Annotated in this window: 21 protein-coding genes; 12 read left to right on the top strand and 9 right to left on the bottom strand. The window is 43.6% G+C overall.

The genetic code is table 11. The features are described from left to right. Position 1 precedes the first annotated feature (1 nt). The 5 genes from J3L18_RS08115 (at position 2) to J3L18_RS08095 (ending at position 3,568) form a co-directional block, all read left to right on the top strand. Positions 2-1,270 carry a hypothetical protein gene (locus tag J3L18_RS08115; protein ID WP_129570101.1) on the top strand — a complete coding sequence of 423 codons (1,269 nt, stop codon included), beginning with the start codon at positions 2-4 and terminating at the stop codon, positions 1,268-1,270. Further along, entirely contained in the window at positions 1,252-1,620 is a 369-nt protein-coding gene (locus J3L18_RS08110) for a hypothetical protein (RefSeq protein WP_129570100.1), read from the top strand. Before J3L18_RS08115 ends, J3L18_RS08110 begins: the two co-directional genes overlap by 19 nt. Positions 1,621-1,645: 25 nt before the next feature. After that, positions 1,646-2,107 carry a hypothetical protein gene (locus tag J3L18_RS08105; protein WP_129570099.1) on the top strand — a complete coding sequence of 154 codons (462 nt, stop codon included), beginning with the start codon at positions 1,646-1,648 and terminating at the stop codon, positions 2,105-2,107. Beyond that, a complete protein-coding gene (locus J3L18_RS08100) occupies positions 2,107-3,255 on the top strand; it encodes a type II secretion system F family protein (protein WP_129570098.1) in 1,149 nt (382 codons plus the stop codon). Before J3L18_RS08105 ends, J3L18_RS08100 begins: the two co-directional genes overlap by 1 nt. A gap of 70 nt (positions 3,256-3,325) precedes the next feature. Continuing rightward, on the top strand, positions 3,326-3,568 hold the full coding sequence (locus J3L18_RS08095; protein ID WP_129570097.1) for a response regulator: 243 nt from the start codon (positions 3,326-3,328) through the stop codon (positions 3,566-3,568). A 573-nt stretch (positions 3,569-4,141) separates the two neighbouring features. Here the strand turns inward: J3L18_RS08095 and J3L18_RS08090 are convergent. From J3L18_RS08090 to J3L18_RS08055, 8 genes are all read right to left on the bottom strand, one after another. After that, positions 4,142-4,738, bottom strand: a complete 597-nt coding sequence (locus tag J3L18_RS08090; RefSeq protein WP_129570096.1) for a hypothetical protein — start codon at positions 4,736-4,738, stop codon at positions 4,142-4,144. A 17-nt stretch (positions 4,739-4,755) separates the two neighbouring features. Continuing rightward, a complete protein-coding gene (locus J3L18_RS08085; RefSeq protein WP_129570095.1) occupies positions 4,756-8,244 on the bottom strand; it encodes a DUF6443 domain-containing protein in 3,489 nt (1,162 codons plus the stop codon). 32 nt (positions 8,245-8,276) lie between these two features. Then, on the bottom strand, positions 8,277-9,428 hold the full coding sequence (locus J3L18_RS08080) for an autotransporter outer membrane beta-barrel domain-containing protein (RefSeq protein WP_129570094.1): 1,152 nt from the start codon (positions 9,426-9,428) through the stop codon (positions 8,277-8,279). 19 nt (positions 9,429-9,447) lie between these two features. After that, positions 9,448-13,236, bottom strand: a complete 3,789-nt coding sequence (locus J3L18_RS08075) for an RHS repeat domain-containing protein (RefSeq protein WP_189549283.1) — start codon at positions 13,234-13,236, stop codon at positions 9,448-9,450. Positions 13,237-14,367: 1,131 nt separating this feature from the next. Next, on the bottom strand, positions 14,368-14,886 hold the full coding sequence (locus J3L18_RS08070) for a hypothetical protein (protein WP_129570092.1): 519 nt from the start codon (positions 14,884-14,886) through the stop codon (positions 14,368-14,370). A 90-nt stretch (positions 14,887-14,976) separates the two neighbouring features. Continuing rightward, the gene (locus J3L18_RS08065) at positions 14,977-15,894 is read right to left on the bottom strand and encodes an NADP-dependent oxidoreductase (protein WP_129570091.1); all 918 of its coding nucleotides are present in this window, start codon (positions 15,892-15,894) and stop codon (positions 14,977-14,979) included. A 203-nt stretch (positions 15,895-16,097) separates the two neighbouring features. Continuing rightward, on the bottom strand, positions 16,098-16,643 hold the full coding sequence (locus J3L18_RS08060) for a carboxymuconolactone decarboxylase family protein (protein ID WP_129570090.1): 546 nt from the start codon (positions 16,641-16,643) through the stop codon (positions 16,098-16,100). A gap of 82 nt (positions 16,644-16,725) precedes the next feature. After that, entirely contained in the window at positions 16,726-17,310 is a 585-nt protein-coding gene (locus J3L18_RS08055) for a nitroreductase family protein (RefSeq protein ID WP_129570089.1), read from the bottom strand. Between the two features lie 88 nt (positions 17,311-17,398). On the opposite strand from J3L18_RS08055, the gene pdxR reads away from it, so the two are divergent. The 5 genes from pdxR to J3L18_RS08030 all read left to right on the top strand — a co-directional run bounded on the left by pdxR (position 17,399) and on the right by J3L18_RS08030 (position 20,524). Next, positions 17,399-18,925 (top strand): MocR-like pyridoxine biosynthesis transcription factor PdxR, encoded by a 1,527-nt coding sequence (pdxR, locus tag J3L18_RS08050; RefSeq protein WP_129570088.1) that lies wholly within the window; start codon positions 17,399-17,401, stop codon positions 18,923-18,925. A 199-nt stretch (positions 18,926-19,124) separates the two neighbouring features. Continuing rightward, positions 19,125-19,478, top strand: coding sequence for a DoxX family protein (locus J3L18_RS08045; protein ID WP_129570087.1), 354 nt, complete (start codon positions 19,125-19,127; stop codon positions 19,476-19,478). A gap of 27 nt (positions 19,479-19,505) precedes the next feature. Continuing rightward, entirely contained in the window at positions 19,506-19,721 is a 216-nt protein-coding gene (locus tag J3L18_RS08040; RefSeq protein ID WP_129570086.1) for a hypothetical protein, read from the top strand. A 3-nt stretch (positions 19,722-19,724) separates the two neighbouring features. After that, on the top strand, positions 19,725-19,937 hold the full coding sequence (locus tag J3L18_RS08035; protein WP_129570085.1) for a GNAT family N-acetyltransferase: 213 nt from the start codon (positions 19,725-19,727) through the stop codon (positions 19,935-19,937). Further along, a complete protein-coding gene (locus J3L18_RS08030; RefSeq protein ID WP_223266193.1) occupies positions 19,937-20,524 on the top strand; it encodes a TMEM175 family protein in 588 nt (195 codons plus the stop codon). The genes J3L18_RS08035 and J3L18_RS08030 overlap by 1 nt, the downstream gene beginning before the upstream one ends. On the opposite strand, the gene J3L18_RS08025 is transcribed toward J3L18_RS08030, so the two are convergent. After that, positions 20,510-21,148 carry an FMN-dependent NADH-azoreductase gene (locus J3L18_RS08025; RefSeq protein ID WP_129570084.1) on the bottom strand — a complete coding sequence of 213 codons (639 nt, stop codon included), beginning with the start codon at positions 21,146-21,148 and terminating at the stop codon, positions 20,510-20,512. The genes J3L18_RS08030 and J3L18_RS08025 overlap by 15 nt on opposite strands. Positions 21,149-21,312: 164 nt before the next feature. Here J3L18_RS08025 and J3L18_RS08020 point away from each other — a divergent pair, with 164 nt between their 5' ends. Both J3L18_RS08020 and J3L18_RS08015 read left to right on the top strand, forming a co-directional pair. After that, positions 21,313-22,794, top strand: a complete 1,482-nt coding sequence (locus J3L18_RS08020; protein WP_129570083.1) for an aminotransferase-like domain-containing protein — start codon at positions 21,313-21,315, stop codon at positions 22,792-22,794. A 535-nt stretch (positions 22,795-23,329) separates the two neighbouring features. Beyond that, entirely contained in the window at positions 23,330-25,786 is a 2,457-nt protein-coding gene (locus tag J3L18_RS08015; RefSeq protein WP_129570082.1) for a M1 family metallopeptidase, read from the top strand. Positions 25,787-25,900 lie beyond the last annotated feature (114 nt).

Below are 25,900 nucleotides of genomic sequence, written 5' to 3'. Positions count from 1 at the left end.
CATGCTCAAAGCCTCCGCGCTGTATATGGTTATTGTGATCACTTTAGTTATTGGCGTGATCTGTTCCGCGCTTATCGTAGCGGCATACCTGTATAAATTCCAGTATCAGGCAAAGTTCCGCACCGACCAGTTGCGGAACAACCTGAACTCCGGTATCACTATTTTAATTCATAGTAAGGATAGTATTTACAAGGACGGGCATACGTTCAGCCTTTTCAATGACGATGCGGATTCGGTAACTTTAAAAAAAACAGATTGGGGAACTTTCGACGTGTGCGCTGCAAGCGCATTTATTAAGAGGGATACGCTTTATAAGGTTTTCTCATTAGCAAGCCAAATCGATTCAGCCAAATGGGGAGTGCTATACCTTATTGATGAGGACCGTCCCGTTTCCGTCAGCGGGAATACGGTTATTCGGGGGAACGCTTTTATTCCCAAGGCAGGCATCAGGACGGCCTACGTGGACAACCAGGCTTATACCGGAGATCAGCATATTGTTAACGGCAAAACCTTTGACAGCGAAAGAAAGCTGCCGCCGCTTTCGATGACCAGGCTGGGGCAACTGCAAAAGCAATTGTCGGTTTCTCCGGCCATGAACAATCTTCCTGTGGGTGTAGACAGCATTGCCCGGTCTTTTCTGAAACCAACGCTCAGTTACAGCTTTGGCAAAACGGCAAAGACCATAAGCCATGTTAACCTCAAAGGCAACATTATTTTATATTCAGATACCACCCTGATCATTGACAGCACTGCCCGTCTGAACAATGTACTGGTGTTTGCCAGGGGTATAGTCATCAAGAGTGGTTTTCGGGGCAACTGCCAGCTCTTTGCCACGGATTCTATTAGTGTAGAACGAGATTGCAAATTCATTTACCCGTCCTGTCTCGGCGTACTTCGCTTTACTACAGGTAACACAGTGGGGCTCCCGGCTAAATTAACTATCGGGGACCGGGCTGATTGTGAAGGTTTGATTTTTAGTTACCAGAAAGACGATAAACAACTGCCGCCGGTTATTTCACTGGGCAAAAAGGCCAGGGTACTAGGCCAGGTTTATTCCATGGGGATCTTAAACCTACGGGCCGGAACAACAATAGACGGCAGTGTATTCACCAAACGTTTTTTATACCAGAGTGAATTCACCAGGTACGAAAATTACCTGATCAATGTCAATCTGGATTCACGGGCGCTTTCTCCCTATTACCTGAGCAGTGATCTTACGCCCGTGGCCGGGAGACCAAAAAAAATCTTACAATGGCTGGAAGCAAACTGAGAAACAGGCATAGCGTCAAGGGCTCTACCATACTGGAAGTGATCATCTCGATGATCATCATCATTGTGGTGTTCGGTATCGCTATGATGATCTTTACCAATGTAAACCGCTTATCGCTTTCTGCAAAAAAACTGAAGGCGCAGGCCATATTACAGCACACGTTGCTTCAGGCCGAGCTGACAAAAGATCATACCAATCAAACAATCACCGTCGACGATATGACTATCAAACAGGAAATAACACCATTTGAAAACGAGCCCGGACTATCGGTCATTACACTGACCGCTTTTGATCGTAATCATGAGCAGGTAGCCCGGCTAAAAAAAGTGATCATGAACCATGAGGAATAAAAACAAGCTCCCGGCTTTTACGATCATGGAACTTACTGTCGCCATGCTCATTTCGGCCATTGTGATCGGCCTGATGTACAGTGCTTACGCCATCATCAGCCATTCATACCTCTCTTTTGTTGACCGTAATAATAACACTGACATGCTCGCCTCGCTTGACCAACGCCTGAACCGGGATATCGATAAGGCTGAAATGATATACAGGGATAGCAATACCGTGACCATGAGCAGCCATATAGATACCGTTATTTACCGTTTCCAGGCCGACCGGGTAATCCGCCAAAAGCTGCTTGCAGATACGTTTAAAGTAAGCACTGAAAGTTTCATCACCTCATTTGAATCTGTTCCTGTTGAAGGCAATCCGGCCGGGGGGGAGGAAAAGAAAATCGATGACCTGCAAATCGTATTATTGGCGGAAAGGCAGAAAATTCCGTATCATTACCATAAAACATATAGTTCCGTTAACCTATTCCAGCCTATAAACTGATGCCATCCATTGACCTGAGCAGGTACGAACCTAAAAAAGCGCCAAAACCACCCAGGCAGAGCAGCGAAAGCAGCCTGTCGGCTTTGCTCAATAAAGACATCAGTTTCGGCAGTAAGGAACTGAGTGATAAAAAGAAAGAAGCCTTATACCTGGAACTCAGCTCCCTGTTGCTGGCGGGTATTAACCTCAAAAGCAGCTTTGAGCTCATCACTGCCGACCAGGAAAAAGAAAAGGATAAGCAGTTGTTCAGCACCATACAGGAAGCTGTATTGAAGGGAATGCCCTTTTCACAGGCGCTGGAGCAAACCGGCAAATTTTCGCTTTATGAAGTGTATAGTTTGCAGATTGGTGAAGAGACCGGCAAACTCACCGAAGTGCTCGGCGACCTGGCAAAATTCTATCAGAACAAGATCAAACAACGCCGGAAAATCGTTTCTGCACTCACTTACCCATGTGTGGTATTAAGCACTTCGTTAGGCGCGGTATTTTTTATGCTGAAATTCGTAGTACCGATGTTTGGCGATGTATTTAAACGTTTTGGGGGCCAGCTGCCCTGGATCACGGAAAAGATCATCAATATCTCGCAGGCTATGGAAAATAACTTTTATGGTTTTGTGATGGTGATAGCGATCATTGCAGGCTTAACCTGGTACAGCCGTAAAACAGAGCGTTACCGGCAGTTTATTTCCGCTTTGGTGCTGCGCCTCCCGCTTGCCGGCAATATCGTTCAAAAGATCTACCTGGCCCGTTTTTGCAATTCGATGCGCCTGCTGATCAACGCCCGTTTGCCCTTGTTGAGGGCCATTGCATTGAGCCGGCAAATGATCGGTTACTATCCTATCGAGTCCTCCCTGCAAAAAGTGGAAGACGACATCATGAAAGGCAAATCCCTGCACCAAAGCTTGCAGCAGTTCAAGATCTACCCCGCTAAAATGATCCAGTTGTTGAAAGTCGGGGAAGAAACCAACCAGCTGGATTATTTCTTTGCCAAGATCTCAGAACAGTATATTGACGAAGTGGAATATAAAACCTCTACGATCAGCAGCATGATGGAACCTCTGATCATCATTTTTTTAGGCTTGATCGTAGGTGTGATCCTCATAGCCATGTACCTGCCGATGTTCCAGATGAGTAATAGCTTTCAGTAAAAGTTTCCCTTATTTGTTAAAAGCGAACGCATCTTCATGGATTACGCATTCGTTTAAAACAAAATCCCGGATGAGAGAACATCCGGTGGATTGCCTGGATGTTATTTTTCTGGACATCAGGATGCCCAGGTTTGACGGCTGGGATTTCTTTGAAGGCTTTAAGGATCTGTACCCGGCATTACCAGTTAAACCACTACTCTACGTATTTTCTCCATCAATCGATCCAACAGACCGTGAGCAGGTGCTTACTACAGCTATGTCACCGGCTTTTTTAGCAAGCCGGTTTCACGACCGGTGCTTGAGCTGGTATTAGTAGCTTGCGTTGATCGTTCAAGGTTATAAGCATGACTGTTCAATTCGTGAGTGTTCAATTTTTGAAAGTGTGAACACTTTGTATTTTCCATTAAATTATCATTGCTGATAATCAACAACTTAAGTTTAGCCTCAAATGTATTAAATCTTAATTTGAACAAAATTCCATTGATAATCAATTAATTGCAATATTATATTTTCAAAAGCTGAACACCCGTTTTTAAAAAATTGAACACTGACAAGATGTTGTCAGTTCAGTGGCTGGATTATGAGGCAATCTTAAAAGTCACGGGTATCCAGCCCACAATCCCACCGCTGCATACCCGCGCCTGAATGGGAATGCGATTCTGTCGGGTGTAGCCGGTTCGGATTATCATAACCATAATAGAATATTGGCTTACCTATTTACAACAAAATCCCGGATGAAATCAACATCCGGGATTTGCAATACTTTGCAAACGGGCCACAAGCCAAAGGCTTGCGGCAGCGAAAAACGCTTGCGGTAGCAGGGATTCACAGCACACCTTCGAACAGTGAAAGTCTTCTTTATCCTCTTTCGTCTTGTACCAAATAGTTAACGATATCTAATCAAAATGGAAGTATTTACATAGCTAGCATATAAGCTGTCAAAAGCCATAAAATCCTTATATGAATATAGAATATATTTCTGATAACTATTTAAAAAAGGTCGGCTATAATACACTACTTGTAAAACGTTTACATATTTAGGAACATTAAATTCAATCTTTTCTATATAAGATGCTCCTGGTTTTATATCATGCATAGGTTGAACACGAAACTGATTATAAAAGGTTACCGGCGATCTATGTTCTTCAACAGAGTCCGCGCTGATGCCTTTTATTTCCCGTGTTGTGTGAAATTCAAAAGGCAACACGTTCTTGTATCGGTAGTAGCGAGTAATGCTATACTTAGCTTTATTAACTGTTTCAAAATGAAGAGTGTCATCATTATTCGTAAAATCCGGAGTATATTTTGGCGGGACATAAATAATGCTATCTGTATTGTTTGTAATCTTTACATAAATAGTATCATTATCCTTAAGACAAAATAATAACACGCCAGATTGCTTAGCTTTCTTTTTTTCTGCTTGGAAACTACATGAGCAAATAGCAGTGCAAAGAAAGAAACTGAAGAGCAATAAGTATTTCATACGTATATATATTAAAATTATTGACCAAAATTACTTTCCTTATGTGTAGGATCAAATGACCTTGTAGGTATATTTAAATCTTTCCTAATCTCGTTTTCATTATCAACGGCATTCCCCCCGGTTGATCGTAGAATTATTGGAAGAGCATGACCTACAATTTCATGCATTAGGATCAGCGACGGATCATCAGGAACAATCTTACCCTGATTCAACATACTATTATTGGAATTACCAGATATCGTTATAACAGGATCGCCTGCTATTCTTAAGCGTTGATCAATCGCTGGTCCGACAGCTGATTGCGCCGGTGTTGATGTCACCCCACCGCCCGCATCAAGGTCAACAGATTTTGATTCGTTGTTTTTTCCTTTAAATGTATCTCCTATTTCTATTTGAATTGTTTTAGAGTTATTGATAGCCTTGTTAAGCTTATCAGAGTATTTTGTGGATCCATGGACATTGTCCTTAGCCTTTTTATCAACTTGGAGATAGTTATCTTTAAACTCATATTGAGTTTTCGATCTTAAGTTTATGTAACCGAGTATTCGAGCCTGCTGATCTTTTTTAGGAGCTTTTATTTTTTCGGGGCTCATGCCGTCAGGATCAATAAATTTTATTGGATTATCAAATCCATAGTTATAAGGCGAGTATCTCCTCATTTTCTCTGCCAAAGGATCAACACTTCCCCATCTCCCAATCACAGGATCGTAAAACCTTGCACCATAATCATACTGCCCCAATTCTTCCTGCAGCTCCTTCTTATTGTAAAGATACTCATTCTTAGGGCTTGCTGTAGTGCCCCTCGATATTTCCATACCAAACGGATAATAATCATCCTGCTGCCTGATCACTGTAGCCGAGTTTTGATCAAAGCTTAAACGATTGTTGCCCAAATGATCTGTCAGGGTGTATTCATAAATATAATTCCCCCCGCTATTGATCGCCCGGCCTTCTTCGGTTTGGATAAAAATGATGTTACCGTTTTCGTATTGAATGCCCTCAATATAATCCGTTATAGTTGCCCCGTTGTTTTTACGGAGCTTTTTACCTGCCGCATCGTAGGTATAGCTCAGGTTAAAACCAGTTGCGGTTACACTCTGCGGCAGGTTCAGCAGGTTATACGCGATATTCTTCTGATTACGGGCATCAAATTTGACGTTGCCATTCGGGTCGTATTGATATGTACCCGTGGTCAGCCCGCTTACCGACTGCAGCTGGTTGCCTGTATAATTATAAGTGTAGGCTGAGCTTTGACGGGTAAGGTGCTGGATATTCCCTGCCAAATCATAATCAATGCCCTGTTCATTATAGTTCTCGGTAGTAGGACTGTAGATCCCTGCAGTCAGCCTGTTCAGCGCGTCATAGGTATAATTATAACTTTTGCTTGCGCCGCCCTGGATTTGCCAGGTTTGGTTACTGATATTGCCATTAAACGGAGCGGTATTACCATTATTATAGGTTAATTGCATGGTAAACAAGGGTGAAGTACTGCTCTTTAACCATCCACGTTCATTATAGGCATACGCGATATTCTGCATAAACGGTGCTGTTCCTGTTGCTCCGTGCAGGTGTTTGGTTTGCACCTGGCCAATCTCGTTATAATCTGTCTGGCTCAACAATATGTTCGCACCACTGTTGATTTGCTCCTTGGTCTGCACCTTGCGCCCCATGTGGTCATAAGCATAGGTGTTCAGTATCGTTACCGATTTTACCTTATCCGTATTGGTTGTGTTTTTGACATAATGTTCACGCTTACTGGTCGTCAGTTCGCTGGTAATGTTATTATACGTATTGGTGATCTGGTCATAATTATACTGGCTTACCGTGCCGCCTAAATAGTGCTGTTTAAACAGCTGTGTTTCCCTGCCTTTATCGTCATAGTAATGTACTGTCCACAAATAATCTGAGGGGTTGTTCAGCACCGCTGTCTTACTGGCTGTTATTAATCCTGTGGTCATTTGGCTGTTCCCCGATACGGTAAAATTGGTCGGGTAACCCGGTAAACTTCCCAGGTTATTGTAATCATCATAATAGTTAACCGTTAGCACCGTTCCCTGAGGGTTGATGGCGCTGTAACCTGTTGAGGTAGTGTTATCCCGGCTTAACCATAAGGTGCTTTGAGCTGCAGCCCAGCTAATCAGCCAGTTCTTCAGCGTATGGTCCGGCGTACTCAGATTCGTGTCGCCGTTACTTCCCGAAGCTCCTGTTGAGCTCCATAAACCTGTGATCGCAACCCTGCCCAGCGCGTCGTATTGAGTATATGTCCATACCTGGGGCGTTTGGGTACGCTGGTTAGCATCCTGACTAAAAATCACCTGGTCTAATTTATTGTACACCATGAACTCCCATCCTTTGCCCGGCAGTTTCTTTTCGGTCATCCTGTTTCGCTCGTCGTAGCGGTACTGGTAACATAAATTATCCAGCGTAGTTTGATTGGCAGCGCTGGTGATACCCGCATCGGCATTGCTGTTAGGAGGCAGTACAAAAGCCAGGTTCCCCAAATCGTCGTACACATAATAGGTTGATAATACCTGTACCGTTGTGCCCACCAGGTTAAACGTCCGTTTTAGTATTACGTGCCCTTCTTTATCCTTATATTCTTCTGTGGTGCCCGGTTTACCGCTTACCCAGTTCTCATCTTTGCTGATCGTTACATACAACTGCCCCGCTGGATAGTTAGCCCCGCTTACCCGGTTTAGCGTCCGGCTTTGGTCGCCATTAATCGCTACTGTGTACAAGGCTGCCAGGTAGCTGTTGTTTACATCTGTTAGCGCCGTGATATTATTGGTGGTGTATTCTATTTTATTGGTATGCCCGGCCGAACTACCCGCTACCGGCTGCCAAACGGCACCGGGAGCTCCCTGTTCCAGCACCCGGTTCAGTGGCGAAGGTTCAAAATTTGTCAGCGAAAAAGGGCTTGCAATCGCTGAAACGCCCGAGCCTGACGGCGGGGCGGTATAAAATGCGTTCTGGTCGCTCACCGCAGTGCTTTTATAGCTCCCGTCTGCTGCGCCCTGTGCCGCGTAAGGCAGGTACTTTTGTACTTCCCGTCCGAACTGGTCATACGCAAATGGCTGGACCATATCTTTACCCGCTGTCGACCCTTTTACCTGTACCGTTTGCAGTGGCCTGCCCAACCCGTCAAAGTATTGTACTGTTTGCATCAGGTCACAGGCCGTTTTACCGCTCGTGCTGAACGAGCTCATCGCCGTACGCGGCGTACTGGTAATAATATAGTTCTGGTTCTGGCTAAAACTGTTTGTTAGCAGCTGGCAGTCAGGATTGGCAATATACAGGTTCAGGCTGCTACCAGCTGCTGCCGTAAAACTGAAGTTTGGGTTCAGCGTGATCCCCGTATAGTTATAATATGAACCCGCTGCCGGTGCTGTTGTTAATGTTGCCGGAGGCGCTAAATAGGTTTGCGCTGCCAAACGCATACTGCCCATAAGCAGCGATATAAGTAAGGAAACCGTAAAACGGTTTCTGTGATGAGCATTTCTTTTCATGCTTCAAGTGTTTAGGTGTGATATAGGTTCAGTTATTTTTTTGCTTTCCCTGACGCGGGCTTGAGTTGTTGCTTTAACTCGTTGATCTGTTCCTGAAGCGAGGTAAGCAACTTGTCTTTTTCCTTATCCTTCTGCTCATTCTCTATCGCGTACAAGGTCAGTTCCTCCACTTTCTTCATCAAAAGTTTGTTCATTTCGCTTACATCCAGACCGTTTTTGATCATTTCGTTTTCCGACGGAATCTCGGGTAAATGCCGGTTTTGGTCGATGTAAGATTTTACGTCGGTTAAAGACGGTAACTGATAATCCTTTTGGAATACATAATCTGACCAACCGTCCAGATCAATTTTTACAGACTTTGCGTGCGCAGTTCCGTTGACATCCAGCTTGTTTGTTGGATTAGAGATACCGATTCCCAGGTTGCCGTTCACCAGCGTCATCCGTAAATAGCTCGTTAACGTAGCGTTATTGATCGAATAGTTTGTCCCTGCAGTTGAAGGGGCGCTGTAGAAATTAATTGCACCGATATTACCGCCATTATTGTCCATTCTAATCGCAGCAAAATAATTGGACTCGCCATCACCCATTACAGTAAAAGTACCGTTGTTATTATCCTTAATGGCCCCGCCTAAAAACAGATTAGTATAATTATTCGCGGCCGCTCTCTGGGCAGAGATGAAGCCAAAATTATCAGCAGATATGACGCCGTTTACAGTAAGTTTAGATTGCGGGGTAATTGTTCCAATACCAACATTTCCAGATGCGTCAATTGTAAGTCTGCGGGTGTTAGCAGTAAGCAAGCTTAAAGAAGGAAGATTGGCATATACATTACTGCTTTCCAATAGCATCCCACCCATTTTGTCAGATTCGCCCGTAGTGCTTTCGCTTGATAATTTGAAAACAAGGCCGATCTGCCGCTGAACAGCATCTGCGTTCACGCCAGGATGGTTCAGAACAACCAGATCAGCAAAGGTCGCCGGTCCGGTCCCCGTTACTACATTGAATTTGGACGTGACAGATGGAAATAAAGCTGCTGAAGCATTGACTACTGTTGGGGCTGTCGCCCCGATAACTACACTGCCTGCATTATTTGTATATATATTGGTGCCGCTGGTTGTCCATTGCGCAAAAAGATAGTTAGATATGCAAACGAATAAAATCGTGATTAAGGTTAATTTTTTCATGTCTCTGATTTGTAATGTTTTATTGTCCCTGATAATGATAATCAAAATGTTTAACGATATTACCGTCTTTATCCTTGATGTTTTGCAAACGTCCGAGGCCGTCATATTCGTAGTACGAGGCATTGTTCTTCGGATCTATCGAACCTGTGACACCAATTAATGGCGAATAAGTGTAAGTGGTCATTTGAGCACCTTTTGGATATAGCCGCAATTCATCTATGTTTCCTGATCCCGACACGGTTATAGTAGTTTGCCCTGTTACCTGATGTTCATAATATGTCCAGCCATTGATTGTTGTTCCTTTTATTGGGTAGCCGGTAATTGTTCCTGTGATTGTTAGTGCAGCTGGGTTCTTTGTCCAGTACGATACCACATAGGTGTTTGCTGCCGTTAAACCACTTTTGGTAACAGATCCATTAGATAGGTTATAGGATACACGCCCCGAAAACGCCGATGTATTGTCGCGTAGTGTTGAACCGGTGATCCACCCGCCGGTGCCATCCCATTCAAAACCGGCATAGGCAATATCGGTTACACCTGCATTAATTACCTGAGCTATGGGCGATGTTGAATTATAATCCCATATATACGAATTTAAAGCTCCATTAAGCATATGCTGCTGAACGATATGCCCATAGTTATCGTACTGATCAAACAACACATATTGTTTATACCGCGTATCGATAGCTGCCGATGAGGCTGTTATACTTGATGGCGTAAAATCGCCAAGCGGCTGCACTGTGTTGGTTGCCTGTATCACATCGGGTAAAGGCAGCGTTGGCTTATATGAAGTGTAAACCGCACTAAGCGTTTTTTCGTTTGCCCCATTGGCATCCGCCTTTTTTGTAATCTTTTCAACCACAGTGCCAACCAGGTTTTTATCAATTAAATTTTTTATACCCTGGGCAGTTGGGTTTGCAGGTGTACCGGTTATGGTATAATCAAGCGGGTACTTGTTCTGGGTAATAATCTGCTCGCCTTTACTGTTGATTGTTACCACCCGGGTAGGCTGATAGTGGAGGTAATTATCATAATAGTAACTGGTGTTTACTTCCGAATATTTGGTGGTGTCATTTTGGGTGTAATCCCGCTCTGTGGTAGTTCTCAGAGGCAAAAACTTCGATACAAGGTTAAAATAGCTCATCATACTGCCCGATTCGCATATATCGGTCGGCATGTCGCTGGTATAGGAGCCATTTTCTGCAAGTTCATATGGGCGTTTTCGCACTTCCATGCCGTAAACCACATTATCATTCGTTAGGGCATTTTCGTACGTGTTGGTTACGCTTTTGGCAATCTGAAATTGACCTGCTTTATTGATATAATCTTTTTGCACCAACACTGAGCCATTCAGCAACTCCGGAACGTTGGAGGCATACGGTGGCTGAAGCGGTAAACCATATTCACTAAGCGGAGAGGAATAATCTGATACATGATCGGGCTGGTTAACATATTGATATTCGGTTTTACCATTTTCGCCGTTTTCGCCATACAAAACGGTTACACGATCATAACCTACCACCGCGCCGGCCGCCGAGCCGTTTAAAGGTATGTCGCTATCGGCACTCCGCATAAGGCGTGGTGCCACAAACTGCCTGTCGATAGAACCCTGCGAAAGTACAACACGGCCAAGTACATCGTTTATCACAAAATAATTATACACCGGGTGCGACATCCTGCGGCCGTAGCTGTATTCTTTTTGCTGCCCGCTATTGTTTTTATCCGCAAAATAGTGGTAAACAAATTTTTTAACATTTACATTGGGACTACCATCTGCTTCGTGATCAATTATCCTGGCAATTCTTTGCCCTCCACCTGTGGAAAAGGTAAGCGCATTGGCGTTGCCATAGAGTGTGGCCGTACCCACCTGGGTATAATAAGTAAAGTTGAAGTGGATATCCTGTAACGAGGATGCATAAGAAGGATCAACGTGAACCTTTAATTTGTACTTGCCAGGCGGCAGTAAAAGGTTACTGGAGTTATAACTTAACACAGGGCCTCCACAAACGGTACACCCCTCGGTGCTCCCGCCCGAGCACACCGGAAAGTAGGAGGCATCCTTATGCATTATAAGATTAGTGCCGGTTACATCGTAAATATCAAAAGTCATAACATCGGTTACCGGAAACGGATACGGATGTGTTGAACAATAATTATAATCCGAAAAGCGGAAAGCAACATTAAAATTAACGTACGTGGCGTTTTGTGTCAAAGGATTCTCGGTGAAAATGTATTCATTAGAAAGATCGAGGGTATCCGAAGGAAAAAAAGGCGTTGTGTTTTGGTTATCGTAATTAATCGTTGTTGTTTGCTGAACAACAGTATAAGTTTTACTGAAGTAGCTTGCATCATTTACCTGCGATTGCTGTTCATCAAAATCATTGCTTTCATACTGAAACTCGGTTGAGCCACCTGTTGGATATTGAATTTTCAACAGGGAGTAGGCGTTAACATAGGAGGAGTTTGGTTCGCGTTCGGGCCCCGGCACACCAAGCGCCCTCGTTATCAGATTGGGCGAACTTACCGACATTACGCTCGGAATAAGCGATGTATTGTCCAGCTTACCATTATAATATCCCCAATGATCCCTGGCAAACGAGCCTTTCGATGGCATCCAGATGTTTTCATTATAGGTAAAAAGATAGGGCTTTTCGGCAGTGTTTACGTTGTTGTATGAGCCCTTTTGCTGAACGCTGAGTAGTTTAAGCCTTGGCGAATTTCCGTTTCCTGCATCATTATCCGTGTTACCGTTATCAAAATAGCTATAGCTTAAAGCAATGGTTTTTAATGGCTGGCTGCTTAAGGCACCGTTTTTATCCTTCATAAATACAGTGAGGCTATCCAACTTTTTATCGCCTGAAATGTCCAGCCTGTCCGAATAATTAAACTTTACTATGCCGGTATTAAAATCGATATTGTCAAGAACAGCAAGGGTATAGTCCTTGCCGGGGATTGAACCTTTTTGCCAGCCGGTGTTATGTGCCGAGTAAAGCCTGTTTCCATCGGCACCTCCGCCATAAGGCACCGGCAAATCCTGATAATCCAGTAACTCTGAGTATCCGCCTACCGAAGTTACATATCGCGGAACGGTAGTATAATTGAATGTAACCGTATTGCCTGTAGGCGAGGTGATTTTTGTAAGGTACCAGGCCGAATAATGATCTTCAAGTGAATGATAGCTTTCGGCGGCGTTAAAATCAAACGTATAACCATCGGCTGATTTAATTTGCCAACTGCTGCCATCAGTACCCGTATTAATAATCTGAATTCTTTCCTGCTTTTGTAATATTGCCTGCCGGTTTCGTTTAACTATAAACTTGCCGCTTTTATCCAGGAAATTATAAAAATACTGATCCGGCTGAAAATCGACCGGCGAGTTTTCGTGGAGATAATCGTAAATATCATATGTATAAAGTGTGGGGCTATTGGCGATAGATTTATTAAACATATTTAATGTACAGCCACGGCCAAGAAGATCCCTGGGCCCCTGGCCGTCTGCAAAATCCATTACATTATTTTGAGCACTGTTAAAGTACACAGAACCATAAAAATCGTCATCGCCTATTATATTACGTGATATTGAGCCCCCGGTATTGATCACCCATCCTAAACCTACCTGGCTGGCTTCTTCGGATACTTTAATGCCCGATGCGTGATAACTTAATGAAATGGGCACCGTAATATCACGAAACTTAACATCATATAACGGAATAGATATATTCGGGATGCCTGTATAAGGACTAACCGGGATATTACCATATTTTTGAAAGGCCTGCATATTTGGCGAAGGGGGAATTACTTTAGCCAAGGTGGGCCCGGTTGTTTGCGCTTTTATATTTATTGCAATTACAAATGCGCACAGTAATGACACTAAAAATTTGAATGGTTTTATTGGTAACATGAGAGATAAGAATTTAGGGAACGGAAAAATTGGCAGAATCTAATTAAGCGTTTTGAACGCTGACTATGAATAACGGTGGCTTTTTTATTGGCATGTGACAAGGTATTAAGTGGCTGTTTCTGTTCAACAAATTTAATCGAATTTTTCACAGCCACAAGGTTTTCTTTCTTTTTATATCTCTAATTAAAAGCGCAGATTTATAACATATCTAAATCCCCTCGACTATGTAATGATCCAGCTTATTGCTCTCTTGCAATCCATTCAAACACCCTCTCTCTCAATTCCGCTAGGCTCGCCAACCAAAACATTAATGAGTATCATAAAATCCTGTGTGTGTATGGTAATGGAGCGGATTGTACAATAAGCAGCTAAACAAAAGTCCGGCTTCTCTGCCAGGCCTGATTTATCCGTTTATTTTACCGTCCCGTCCGAAATGGGTTTACTAAAAGGTCTCATCCTGAAAAAAGTTTACGATTGTAAACCTATGGCCGTATGAGACCATTCTGCCTTTATTGTCATTGACTCTAAAGGTTAAATAATTTGGAATTTTTACACTGTTCACTGATTAAGTGGGATAATTGCTACTCAGTCTCAAGTGTGTGTATTGTTGAAGCTATACTTGCGATGATTTTAGTGGTTTAAAACTTCCCGATAAACACCCTTTATGGCGACAAGGTTAACCGGGAATACTTTAAACATTATACCAAAAACTGTATGTAAAATAATAGGTAAGAAAAAAAGAAAGGCTGTAAGTTATGAGCTTACAGCCTACTACATCTATCAGATGTACTCAAACCCGTCAGCCAGACGAACCAATTCATCGATGACCTTAAACGATTTGCTGCTCTATTTGATGAGTGAGGTCGTTATGAAATATCAAAGCCGATTTTGATCGAACCGGAAAGTTTATAGGATTTAAAACATCTTCTGGCAAGAACAGCCTGCGTAACAATTGTCGTCTAATAGCATACATTCTCTTATCCATTTGCGATTCTAAAATTAGAAAGACTTATTTCTCAGCCCTTATTCATTTTTAAATTAATTTGAGCGTACCCGTAGATTAAGTTGATTAGTATTAATCAATTTAAGCCGGCGGGTGAAAAGGATGAGTTCGCGAATATGAATTCTGATCAATTCATTTTGGTATAAGTCGGCTTTGGAGGCCACATTATTAATACTTTCAAAAATTTCATTAATTCGCCATTTCCATTCTTTATTAACTATAAACATTATTGGTAATTGAGATCTGAACAAGCCCAATTGTTCAGATAATGCTAAAGTTCCGCTGTCAAGAAAATCCTTCATAAAATAAATTTCATAATCCGGGACATTTCCAGAACGGACCGGCTTTCCGGTTGAATAAGAAAAACTTAATAATGAATGGTTAGACATGGTTTTGGACGCGTCAATAACAAAATCAATCCTACAAAGATTATCACGTTTCTCATTTAAGAATATTTCTACCTGCGAGGCACCGGTATTTCTTAGGTCATTGAATTTATATTGACCATCAGCTTCTCTTCCTGATTTCCGGGCAATTGGAGTAACATTTCTCATGTAGCATCTAAAAAAATTGAAGAAAATCATAGAGACAGCAAACATCCATCTCTATGATTTGAAGTATTTTAATATTTACCTACCCAATCCCTATGCACCAACGCGAACAATCGTTTTACCTTTAGGCCGGTCGCTCGAGTTGTAGGCGGCAATCGCGTTGTCGAGCGTTACAATGCTCCCGCTGTTTGTCTTTAAACGTCCCTCACGGAATCTTTTTGCAATCTCAGTCAATTGGGATCGATCAGCTTCAACTACGAAGTCGATATTCTGTACTCCGTCAGCTTGTTCCTCGTTCCAACCGGTAATAGATACAAATCTTCCCCCCTTACGAATTACACCAAGAGAACGCTTCGCAACATCGCCACCAAGGACATCAAACACTAAATCGACCTTATCGATATTTTCCAGTTCATTACCATCCAAATCGATGAACTCGTTTACACCAAATTCAAGTGCAGCATCTCGGTGAGCTGCCCTCCCGGTACCGATAACGTACGCGCCGGCCTCACGCGCAAACTGAACGGCCATAGAGCCAACAATACCTGCAGCTCCATGAATAAGAACCCGTTGGCCTGCTTGTAGTTGCCCATGATCAAAAAGTGCCTGCCATGCTGTCAAACCTGGCATCACAAGCACATTGCCGTCGTTGAAGTCAATATCGTCCGGTAGCGGTGCAAGATTGCGCGCCTCAATGGCCACGTATTCTGCCAGGGAACCATTGCGATACCAGTCCTGAAGGCCAAATACCCGCTGGCCTACGGATAGGCCTGTGGTGCCATAGCCCAGCGCTGTTACTACTCCGGCCAACTCGTGTCCGGGAATCGATGGCGTCCTGTCCGCTCCTTTACGATCAGTCCAGGTCGATGGCCAAGACAGTTCGTCGCCGGTAATACTGGCCGAATAAACCTGCACAATGACATCATTGATCGCAGCCGACGGTTCGGGCAACTCTACGAGTTTCATTCCCGATAATCCCGCATTTTCATTTGTTACAACAATTGCTTTCATAATACAACTCCTTTTTGTTGTTCAATAAACACCACCCGGATAGAGTGGTATTATAATAAGTTACTATTTCTATTTTATAAGATTTAGGGCTGATAGTTATCTTCAAACATCCGGAACAGGACTGCCGGATTATTTTATGCCGGCAGTCTATTTTTCAGGAAGTCAACTTTTGGGGTTTTCCCCGGAGATTTCTAACCTAAGGATCAGATCGATCCAGCAGGTGTCACCGATGGAAAGTCTTTCTCAGGATCCGAAACGTTATTAATAAAGTTTGTCAGTGAATACATGGCCACCAGGCCAGCGATCTCCAGGATATTGGCATCGGTGTAGCCGGCGCCCCGTACGGCCACCAGATCAGCATCGCTAACTTTGCCGCGGGCCTCAATCAGTTTTTTTGCAAACTGGACGGCTGCATCGCGCTTGGGGTCTATAGCGTGACCTTTTCGGGCAAGGATTATCTCATCATCTTCCAATTTGGCCATGTGTTTAGCTATATAGCTGTGAACAGTGAGGCAGTAATTACAGCCATTCACTTCGGATACCGCAAGGCCAATGCTGTCGCGTGTCTTTACATCCAGCGCCTTGGTCATTACGCTGAATAGTGCAGCCCATGCGTTGAATGCAACGGGGCTTGCAGCAAAAGTGGCCATCATATTGGGCGTAAACCCAATGTTTTTTGTAAACACGTCAAGCGTTGGTTTTGAATCTGCCGGTACCTGTTCCGGCTTAAGCGCTTCAATTCTGGGCATTGTAGGGTCTTTATTTACAGTTTTTAAATAACAATTAAACTAAGTCAAGCACTTCTTCAAGAGGGCGGCGGGGCTTTTGCTTTCAGTTACCGGCACGCTCTGGGCCAACGGATAATAACATCATCGGTATTTCGTCCTCAGCCAATCCAAACTCGCTGGCTACGGCGTCAAAATCAAACCCAATCATTGGCGTAGAACCGTAACCAAGTGCGCGAGCAGCGTATATAATAGCGGCAGCGCCGAAGGTGGCTGTACGTATCGCTTCATCGCGCCTGCGCTGCGGATAAGGCATATAAAGATCGCGCGCCGGGATTTCCCATTCGGGCACCATGCTTTCGGGCATAACGCCGGCGGCTACCAATGGTGCAAGGCGGTTTGGGATTACGCTGGTATCAACCAACTGGCCAATCACAATGAATGTAACGGCTGCATCAGTAATAGCAGGCTGGTTCCAGGCAATTGGCCGTAGCCTGGCTTTGGCTTCGGCGGTGCGCACGGCAATAAAGCGCCAGTTTTGTAAATGAAAGGATGTTGGCGCGGTAGTGCCAATTTGCACCAGTTCGCGGATCTCATCATCACTCAGGGTAGCCGTGGTGTCGTAGTATTTAGCTGCGCTCCGGCTTAAAATGGTTTCAATGACCGGATTGGTCGTGATTTCAGTGTTCATGTGTTAAAATTTGCTAATGTTGATACAAAATTAGATGTCAATTTGGTTACCTTAGTGGGCCAAAATCAAAATAGATAAGGGTCCAGTTATGATAGAGAAATTACTTGAAATCACTTTCCACAAAGACGGCCAGCGAGGTTCTTTATACCAGCAATTGGAGTCGGAAATTATTCAACTAATTTGCCGCGGCGTTCTGAAACCGGGACAGGCGCTCCCCTCTTCCCGTGTACTTGCGGAGCGTCTTGGATTCAACCGGAAAACAGTGGTGGCTACCTACGAGGAGCTAAATGCCCAGGGCTGGGTAGAAACAAAGGACAGAAGCGGTGTTTATGTTTCCAGCCAGCTACCGGAAATAGCTGTGCGCAAGGTTTCCAAAGACAATGAAAAATTGGCACGCACCAGGGAGGCTGGCTATTCATTGATGACCAGGCAACCATTCAACTATGCTACGGTAGATGATCAGGACGGAAAATTCAGCCTACCTGGAACCGGTAAGCCGCAGTATAAATTTGACGACGGCTTTCCCGACCCAAGGATCGCGCCCATTGAAGAGCTGGTGAGAGAGTACCGGCGGCTGGGGAAAGGGCGTTTTGCCAATAAATTTTTGATGTATGGCCCGGAGTACGGCTCCTTTCGCCTGCGAGTTGAACTGGCTAAATATTTAGACCGGACCAGGGGATTGCAGATAACGGAAAAAGAGATTCTGATCACCAAAGGGACACAGATGGCCATCTATTTAGCAAGCCAGTTGCTTATCAATCCGGGCGACACGGTATTTGTACCGGAACCGGGTTATTTCGACGCGAACCAAACCTTTAAACTCACAGGCGCCAACCTGGTATTTATACCTGTTGATAAGGAAGGCATGGATATAGACCGGATCGAAGAATTGTGTAAACAAAAAGTACCCAGGTTAATCTATTTTATTCCGCACCATCACAGGCCAACTACCGTAACCTTGAGTGCGGAGCGACGCATGCGGCTCATGAACCTTGCCTCGAAGTACGGATTTACATTATTGGAAGATGACTATGATTTTGACTACCACTTTGCCAGTGACCCACTGTTTCCTTTGGCCAGTGTAGATCCGGGTGCACATATTATATATGTAGGCTCATTCTGTAAAAGCATTGCCCCGGGTATTCGCATTGGTTTCATGGTTGCACCAGACGCTGTTATAAACGAAGCTGCTGCTATCCGCCGCCTGATTGACCGGCAGGGCGAACAGTTGCTTGAAGAAGCCACAGCCGAACTGCTGATAGCCGGCGATATTTCCCGGCACATTAAAAGATCTCATAAAATTTACCAGAAACGACTGGAAAATACCTGCCTGCTACTTTCTGAGCACCTGGGAGAATACTTGACATTTGATAAGCCGAATGGCGGACTGGCCATATGGGCTTCTTATAGGGATGGCATAAGCGCCGGCGCTGTTGCCAGGAATGCAGCAAAGTTAGGGCTAAGGATGAGTGATGGGCGTAATTATTTCTTTGAACCGCATGTTTCCAAACCCCGTGACTTCATACGTATGGGGTATAGTTCATTGGATGAAAAAGAAATGGCTGAAGCTATTCATATATGGAAAAAGGCCCTGATGCCTTTTTCGCCAAAATAAAATTTGCAATAAATAATCGGGGGCTTTAAAGCTGGCCCCTTTCAAATACCATAACTGGCACCTTAGACTAAAATAGTATCGCGTTAACTTTGATCTTTATTCAAAATCAAATGAAAAATGTCGCGGCAATAGGCCAACTCCTGTTACGATCAGCCCTTGGAATTGGCTTTTTAATACCTGTATTAGACAGATTAGGCTTTTGGGGCCTCCCGGCTCCGGTGCTACCTGGGGAGACTGGAAACACTTTATTGATTATACAAACACGCTTATTCCATTTGCCAATCGGCAGGTTGCCAATGTGACGGGCATTATTGCGACACTCGGCGAATTTGTGTTTGGCATATCGCTAATTGTTGGCTACCGGATCAAAGAAACTGGTATAGGCGCCGCCGTTCTCACACTATGTTTTGGCTTATGCATGGCCATATTCGTAAGCATAAAAGCTCCGTTCAACTACCCGGTATTTGTTTTTACGGGTGCTGCATTGGTGCTCTCAGCCCTCGATCATCATAAATGGAGTGTGGATAGCTATATCCAAAAAAGCCACCTATAATAAAATCACATTTTAGCATCAACAATTATGGAATGCAAAAAGATAATTACAAAAGCAGATATTGAGTTTTGTAAAGAGGCGATCCTCGAATTCAGGCCGAACCTGGACCCCGAAACAGTGGTGAATCAGGTTTTGGGAATGATTAACCAGAAAGAATTTGAACTGGTATACATCCCAAATGAGGTGAGTACCAGGGCCTGCGCATTTATCAGCTACCGGAAATTAAACCTGTTACGTACATGACCGATGATCTACGTAGATGTCCTTTTCACTTTCCCTGAGTGCCGCGGCCGTGGATATGCAGGCGCACTACTGGATTTTGTTGCACACTATGCTGCCAACACAGGGATCAAAAGCGTTCACCTGGATAGCGGCTATATGCTGCATACAGCGCACAGGTTATACCTGAACAAAGGATATTACCTGGCTTGTAATCATTTTGCCAAAGCCAGCGGTTAATGATGAGAAAGGGACGCATGGAGGCCTTTAGCCATGGTGTGTTTGCAATCATCATCACGATCATGGTACTGGAGTTTAAAGTGCCGGCGCATGGTCATGAGTTGAATGCGCTTATTCCGCTTACACCTTTTTTTCTGAGTTATATCCTAAGCTTTGTTTACGTGGGTATTTACTGGAATAACCATCATCACATGCATTACCTGGTCAGTTCCATAAATGGCAGCGCGTTATGGGCCAATCTGTTTTTACTTTTTTGGCTGTCGCTCATTCCTTTCGGCACCGAATGGATGGCAGCCAATCATTTCGCGCGGGTACCGGTAGCGGCTTATGGATTTTTACTGCTGATGTGCGGGGGCGCTTACGTGATACTGGCCCGAATATTAGCCAGGCAGGGAGGCGTAGAGTCCGAATTGGCGCAGGCGCTGGGTTCCGATCGGAAAGGTAAGCTTTCACTACTGATCTATGTGATCGCGATTGTTATGGCCTGGTGGCTGCCGGTACCGGCTTGTATACTATATGCCATTGTTGCGTGTATCTGGTTTATCCCGGATACACGCATAGAGAAAAAGGTTTTAAAAGATAACTGAAGTAATTTCGGCTATTTGATCATGAACTGCCCGGGCAGATTGTTCATATATCGTTTTATCGAATGCGCTTCCATTTAAAGCAATCTCCTGTACATCGGTAAGCCCCATGATCCTGAAAACCGTTCTGAGGTAATCCGTCTGGAAATTCATGTGCGCATAATATTCGCCTTTTTCATAGCCGGCATTTCCCCTGCTAAAAAGCAGGTAAACCTTCTTATCGCTCAACAGACCGCGGTAAGGATTTCGCGGATCATCAGGCCGCATTTTAACCGTTTCGTTCGCCCTGATCACCTGGTCTAAATAGGCCTTTAAGCCGCTCGGGATAGACCAGTTGAACATTGGCGCCCCTAACACAATTACATCAGCAGCTTTAATTTCGGCGATGTACTGATCACTCAGTTTCAGTTCGTTGATCTCAGCTTCAGTCCTTGATTCAGCCGGTTTGAAGGCTGCCGAGATCCACAGTTCGGTAACATGCGGTATAGTTGCCTGCCCAACCTCTCGGAGATGAATGATGTAATCCGGATGAGCCAATATCCACCTGGTTGCAAATAAATTAGTAAGCCGCCTGGTGACAGATCGTTCACCTCTCGGACTGGCATTAATGACGAGTAAGTTTTTCATTTTGATATTTGCGATAAATCATCTTATAATGATCCTTTTTGAATATGATATCTTTGTTCTACAAACTTAAAAAAGTGCGGCCATCGCTTAAGGTACCAGTCTTTTGTAATCAGAGTGACCAGCGCCATTTAGCATTGCCATGAAAAATCTTGTCTTATTTACTTATGCTTCCCTATAAAACGTTGCTCAAGATCGATAGACGCAGTACTGAAGCCGTGTTCAAACAGATTGCGTCACAGTTGGTACTCTTAATTCAAAAAGGCATACTGCTGCCTGCCATGCCCCTACCCAGCGCCCGTCTGCTTGCAACAGACCTGGGCCTGCACCGGAAAACCATCATGGCAGCATATAACGAGCTGATCGTCGAAGATTGGATCATAAGCGAGGAAAGAAAAGAATACCGGGTATCTGAATCTTTACCCATTTTGAAACCGCGCAGTTACGGAAAAAAAGCCAGAACAAATTACCCAGCTAAAACATCCATCACATTCGATACGCTGGATCACGTGCCTTCACTGACCAAAACAACTGCTGACTTTAAGGTTATCATCAACGACGGCTTCCCGGATGTCAACATCTTCCCAGTTGAGCGCGTGGCCAATGAATACAAGCGGCTGCTTATGCAGGAGACTCTTAAAAAAGCTTCGACAAGCTGGAACATTGACGGCAGCCAGATCTTTAAAGAAGCTTTGACATTATTCCTTAATGACACCCGCGGACTTAATATCGGACCCGAAAATTTAATGGTTACCCGTGGTGCACAAATGGCGATTTACATTGCCAGCTCACTGATCATTAAACCGGGCGATAAGGTTTTGGTGACCTCGCCAAGTTATTTTTTTGCAGACGCGATTTTCAGGCAATTGGGGGCGCGACTGATTACTATTCACGTAGATAACGATGGCGCCGATGTTGATGCAATTGAAGAGGCTATATTGCATCATGATATCAGACTGTTTTATATCATCCCTCACCATCATCACCCAACAACAGTTACGCTTAGCTCAGCGCGTCGTACCAAATTGCTTGAACTAATAAAAAAGCACAAATTGAGTGTTATTGAGGACGACTATGATTACGATTTCCAATATCAATACAGTCCGTATTTGCCACTAGCGAGCGGAGCGCATGATGGCCATGTGATCTATATAGGGTCACTGACGAAAGTGCTGGGATCTAACTTCAGAATTGGCTATATTATATCAACTCCAGATTTTTTACATAGCGCTATAAAATTAAAAATCTTGATCGATTTAAGGGGCGATGTGTTAATGGAAGAAATAATTGCGTCGCTTATGCAAAGTGGTGAGTTCTCCAGGTTTATCATGAAAGCCAACAAACTGTACAGCCACCGGTGTAATTATGCGGCAGATCTCATTGGTTGTGAATTGAGTCATCTGGTGGAATTTACCAAACCGCAGGGAGGTATGGCGCTTTGGCTCAAGTTTAAGGAGAACTATCAGCTTGCCAATATTATTAATAGGGCTCCTGCTTTAGGATTGCAATTTTCAGGGAAGGCTCATTTCAAAGATCAAGGCTTAAGCTATGATGCAATTCGTTTCGGATTTGCATCTGTAGATGAAAAGGAGATTAATTTCGCCGTCGATATACTCAAAAAATTCACTCTTACAAAAAGTCAACCATAAATTTTATTAGCTACAACTTAAAGAGAAACTGGCCCTTGAATAAATTTGCATAAAAAAAGTTGCTAATGAAGTTGACAACTTGCCTAAAATAGTACCCTAAACCGGAGTCGAACCGGCACGGCTTCCGATGCGCGTTAGCGACCAGCGCGTCTTTTAATTCCTTTGTGTTAGGTCTGCAGTTTTTATATTTTAAAATAGTTATCTTTGTTTAATAAGTACAAGCGATTTGATTATTTACTGGTGATCTATTAGGTGACCTTTGATTGGATAAGAACATAAAACATTGATTTATAGCGGATGTTAAATACGTCATTGTTCCCTAACTCTCCGCTGATTTTAATATTAAAAAGCCTGCAAATCAAATGATTTGCAGGCTTTTTGTTTTTATATCAAATGCTCAAAATTACCATCGATTCATATCAAAAAGAAGAGCGATAAGGTGAGGGATGACAAAAACCGATAATTAAAATTTATAGTACTATGTTATAAATAGTACTATAAATATAGTATATTGACCCTAATTATTCAGTAGGACATGAAAATATACTATATCCTTTTATTATCCGGAGTTTTTTTGCTGGCAATAGTACACTGCTCATTAGCCCAGGAAAACAATTATCGTCAAAGCCCGGCGAGGGTAAATGATTTGGTCCATACCAAACTATATGTACGCTTTGACTATAAAAAGCGCTATTTATATGGTAAAGAATGGGTTACTATAAAGCCTCATTTTTATCCAACTGATTCGTTGAGGCTCGATGCGAAATGGATGGATATCCACACTACAGGCATTCTGGCAGGTGGCAAGTTAAGTCCGCTGAAGTTTACTTACGATAGCCTTAGCTTGGTGATCAGGCTCAACAGGACTTATAATAGTTCTGAGACCTATACCGTTTTTATTAATTACACCGCTAAACCTAATGAACGCAAAGGGCTTCGCAACAATGAGAAAGGATTATATTTTATCAACCCGGATGGTACCGAAAAGAATAAGCCGATTGAGATCTGGACCGAAGGGGAACCAGAAAGCTCCTCCGGCTGGTTTCCCACAATCGATAAGCCTAATCAAAAGACTACTTCCGAGATCAGCATGACCGTACAGGCTAAATATGTCACGCTATCCAACGGCAGGCTCGCCTCGCAAAAGAAAAACAACGACGGTACACGTACCGACACCTGGAAAATGGAATTGCCCAATTCCCCCTATTTGTTTATGATGGCAGTAGGTGATTTTAAAATTTACCATGATCATTGGCACGGTAAAGAAGTGAACTATTATATTGAACCCCAATATGCTTCTTATGCAAGGGATATGTTTGGAGATGTGCCGGAGGCCATAAGTTTCTTCTCAAAAATTACCGGCGTTGACTACCCTTGGAATAAATATGCCGCCATTGTGGTGCGCGATTACGTCAGCGGTGCCATGGAAAACACAACAGCCAATGTTTTCGGCAGTCAAAGCACCCGGCGCGAATTATTGGATCAATATTACAGTTCGGGTGTGGAGCATGAATTATTCCATCAATGGTTTGGTGACTATGTGACTTGCGAAAGCTGGAGCAATATAACTTTAAATGAATCATTTGCCGACCTCGGAGAGATTCTGTGGCTGGAACATAAATATGGGAAAGATGCCGCTGACGAACATTTACATAACGGATTACAGGGCTATCTTAGCAATCCTGACAACGCTAAAATACCCCTGGTCAACTTTCATTACCAGGCTATACATGATGCCTTTAATGGGGTAACCTATCAAAAAGGTGGACGTATCCTCAACATGCTTCGTAATTACCTTGGCAATAAGGCTTTTTATAGGGGACTGAATATTTACCTGACATCAAACTCTTTTAAAAGTGCCGAAGCACAGCAGTTACGGCTGGCCATGGAACAGGGCTGCGGACTTGACCTGAACTGGTTTTTCAACCAATGGTACTATAATGCCGGGCACCCGGTTTTGGACATCAGCTACCACTGGGATGAAACCGCTAAAACAGAATATGTTTACATCGCTCAGAAACAAGATGGGCAAGTTTTTAAACTGCCAATAGCAATTGACCTTTACATTAACGGCAAAACAGAACGCCATAAAATTTGGCTGAATGCAAAGGTTGACACCCTTTCCCTTAAATTGATTGCCAAGCCAAACCTGGTCAATGTTGACGCGGATAAAGTACTGGTGGCTCAAAAAACTGATCACAAAACTTTGGAGCAATTTGTTTTCCAGTACTTCAACGCCCCTTTATATCTCGACCGGTACGAAGCCCTTGAAGTCTCTGGAAATAATCAAGGGGATAAAGGCGCTCAAAAAGTAATCTTTGCCGCATTAAACGACAAATTCTCTGGTTTACGCCTCAAAGCCCTGGAAATGTTGGCTAACGATAAAAAAGACTTTATGACTCTGGATAAAGACCTAAAATACACCACTCTGCCGCGAGTAATGGAACTGGCAAAAAATGATGACAACACTTTAGTGAAAGCTTATGCATTAAGAATACTCGGCAGCTTAAAAAACCTTAAGTATATGGAGATTTTTAAAAAAGCCCTATCGAGTCCTTCCTACCAGGTTGACGCGGCGGGGCTTATTGGAATCAATGAGGTCGATCCCGTTGCCGCCCTGAAATTTGCGGCCAGATTTGAGGATGATAATATAGGCGACTTGACGCAAGCAATTGTCAGGGTGTACGCAGCAAGTGGAGGAGATGCCAAATGGCCTTATGTTTATCAGCGTTATGTTAGCGGAACCTTGCAGGAACAAATTCATCTGACCGAAAAATTCTCCAGAATGATAGAAAGCTTGAAGAATCCGGAATATGTTCGACAAGGAATTGCCGAGCTCAAGTATATGGGAATAACCTACAAAAAAGACGGTGCAGCTCCATATATTATCAAATATTTAAAAGCGGTTAAAGAAGCACGGGATAAGACAAATGACATAACGGCTTCAAAGGATATTACAGAAGCAATGAAGCTGATCGAAAATGCTAAATAGGCTTTCAATTTCCTGCTCTGTACGGTTCATCTTCCGAACCAGATTTGGTTATCCGAAAGCAACGGTTCTGAATGAGTTAGCAAGATCTAAAGTAGGCCGAAAGAACCTGCAGCA

The organism is Mucilaginibacter gossypii, assembly GCF_017569325.2.
Taxonomy (GTDB): domain Bacteria; phylum Bacteroidota; class Bacteroidia; order Sphingobacteriales; family Sphingobacteriaceae; genus Mucilaginibacter; species Mucilaginibacter gossypii.
Note: the sequence above shows the minus strand (reverse complement) of the source record. Positions and strands in the feature narration are given on the sequence as shown.

What these genes read in the sequence shown, in the direction of transcription:
- J3L18_RS08105 (WP_129570099.1), top strand. Translation starts at nt 1,646, where the DNA reads ATGGAACTTACTGTCGCCATGCTCATTTCGGCCATTGTGATCGGCCTG.
- J3L18_RS08110 (WP_129570100.1), top strand. Translation starts at nt 1,252, where the DNA reads ATGGCTGGAAGCAAACTGAGAAACAGGCATAGCGTCAAGGGCTCTACC.
- J3L18_RS08095 (WP_129570097.1), top strand. Translation starts at nt 3,326, where the DNA reads ATGAGAGAACATCCGGTGGATTGCCTGGATGTTATTTTTCTGGACATC.
- J3L18_RS08085 (WP_129570095.1), bottom strand. Translation starts at nt 8,244, where the DNA reads ATGAAAAGAAATGCTCATCACAGAAACCGTTTTACGGTTTCCTTACTT.
- J3L18_RS08115 (WP_129570101.1), top strand. Translation starts at nt 2, where the DNA reads ATGCTCAAAGCCTCCGCGCTGTATATGGTTATTGTGATCACTTTAGTT.
- J3L18_RS08055 (WP_129570089.1), bottom strand. Translation starts at nt 17,310, where the DNA reads ATGAACACTGAAATCACGACCAATCCGGTCATTGAAACCATTTTAAGC.
- pdxR (WP_129570088.1), top strand. Translation starts at nt 17,399, where the DNA reads ATGATAGAGAAATTACTTGAAATCACTTTCCACAAAGACGGCCAGCGA.
- J3L18_RS08080 (WP_129570094.1), bottom strand. Translation starts at nt 9,428, where the DNA reads ATGAAAAAATTAACCTTAATCACGATTTTATTCGTTTGCATATCTAAC.
- J3L18_RS08100 (WP_129570098.1), top strand. Translation starts at nt 2,107, where the DNA reads ATGCCATCCATTGACCTGAGCAGGTACGAACCTAAAAAAGCGCCAAAA.
- J3L18_RS08040 (WP_129570086.1), top strand. Translation starts at nt 19,506, where the DNA reads ATGGAATGCAAAAAGATAATTACAAAAGCAGATATTGAGTTTTGTAAA.
- J3L18_RS08070 (WP_129570092.1), bottom strand. Translation starts at nt 14,886, where the DNA reads ATGAGAAATGTTACTCCAATTGCCCGGAAATCAGGAAGAGAAGCTGAT.
- J3L18_RS08060 (WP_129570090.1), bottom strand. Translation starts at nt 16,643, where the DNA reads ATGCCCAGAATTGAAGCGCTTAAGCCGGAACAGGTACCGGCAGATTCA.
- J3L18_RS08090 (WP_129570096.1), bottom strand. Translation starts at nt 4,738, where the DNA reads ATGAAATACTTATTGCTCTTCAGTTTCTTTCTTTGCACTGCTATTTGC.
- J3L18_RS08025 (WP_129570084.1), bottom strand. Translation starts at nt 21,148, where the DNA reads ATGAAAAACTTACTCGTCATTAATGCCAGTCCGAGAGGTGAACGATCT.
- J3L18_RS08030 (WP_223266193.1), top strand. Translation starts at nt 19,937, where the DNA reads ATGATGAGAAAGGGACGCATGGAGGCCTTTAGCCATGGTGTGTTTGCA.
- J3L18_RS08035 (WP_129570085.1), top strand. Translation starts at nt 19,725, where the DNA reads ATGATCTACGTAGATGTCCTTTTCACTTTCCCTGAGTGCCGCGGCCGT.
- J3L18_RS08015 (WP_129570082.1), top strand. Translation starts at nt 23,330, where the DNA reads ATGAAAATATACTATATCCTTTTATTATCCGGAGTTTTTTTGCTGGCA.
- J3L18_RS08065 (WP_129570091.1), bottom strand. Translation starts at nt 15,894, where the DNA reads ATGAAAGCAATTGTTGTAACAAATGAAAATGCGGGATTATCGGGAATG.
- J3L18_RS08020 (WP_129570083.1), top strand. Translation starts at nt 21,313, where the DNA reads ATGCTTCCCTATAAAACGTTGCTCAAGATCGATAGACGCAGTACTGAA.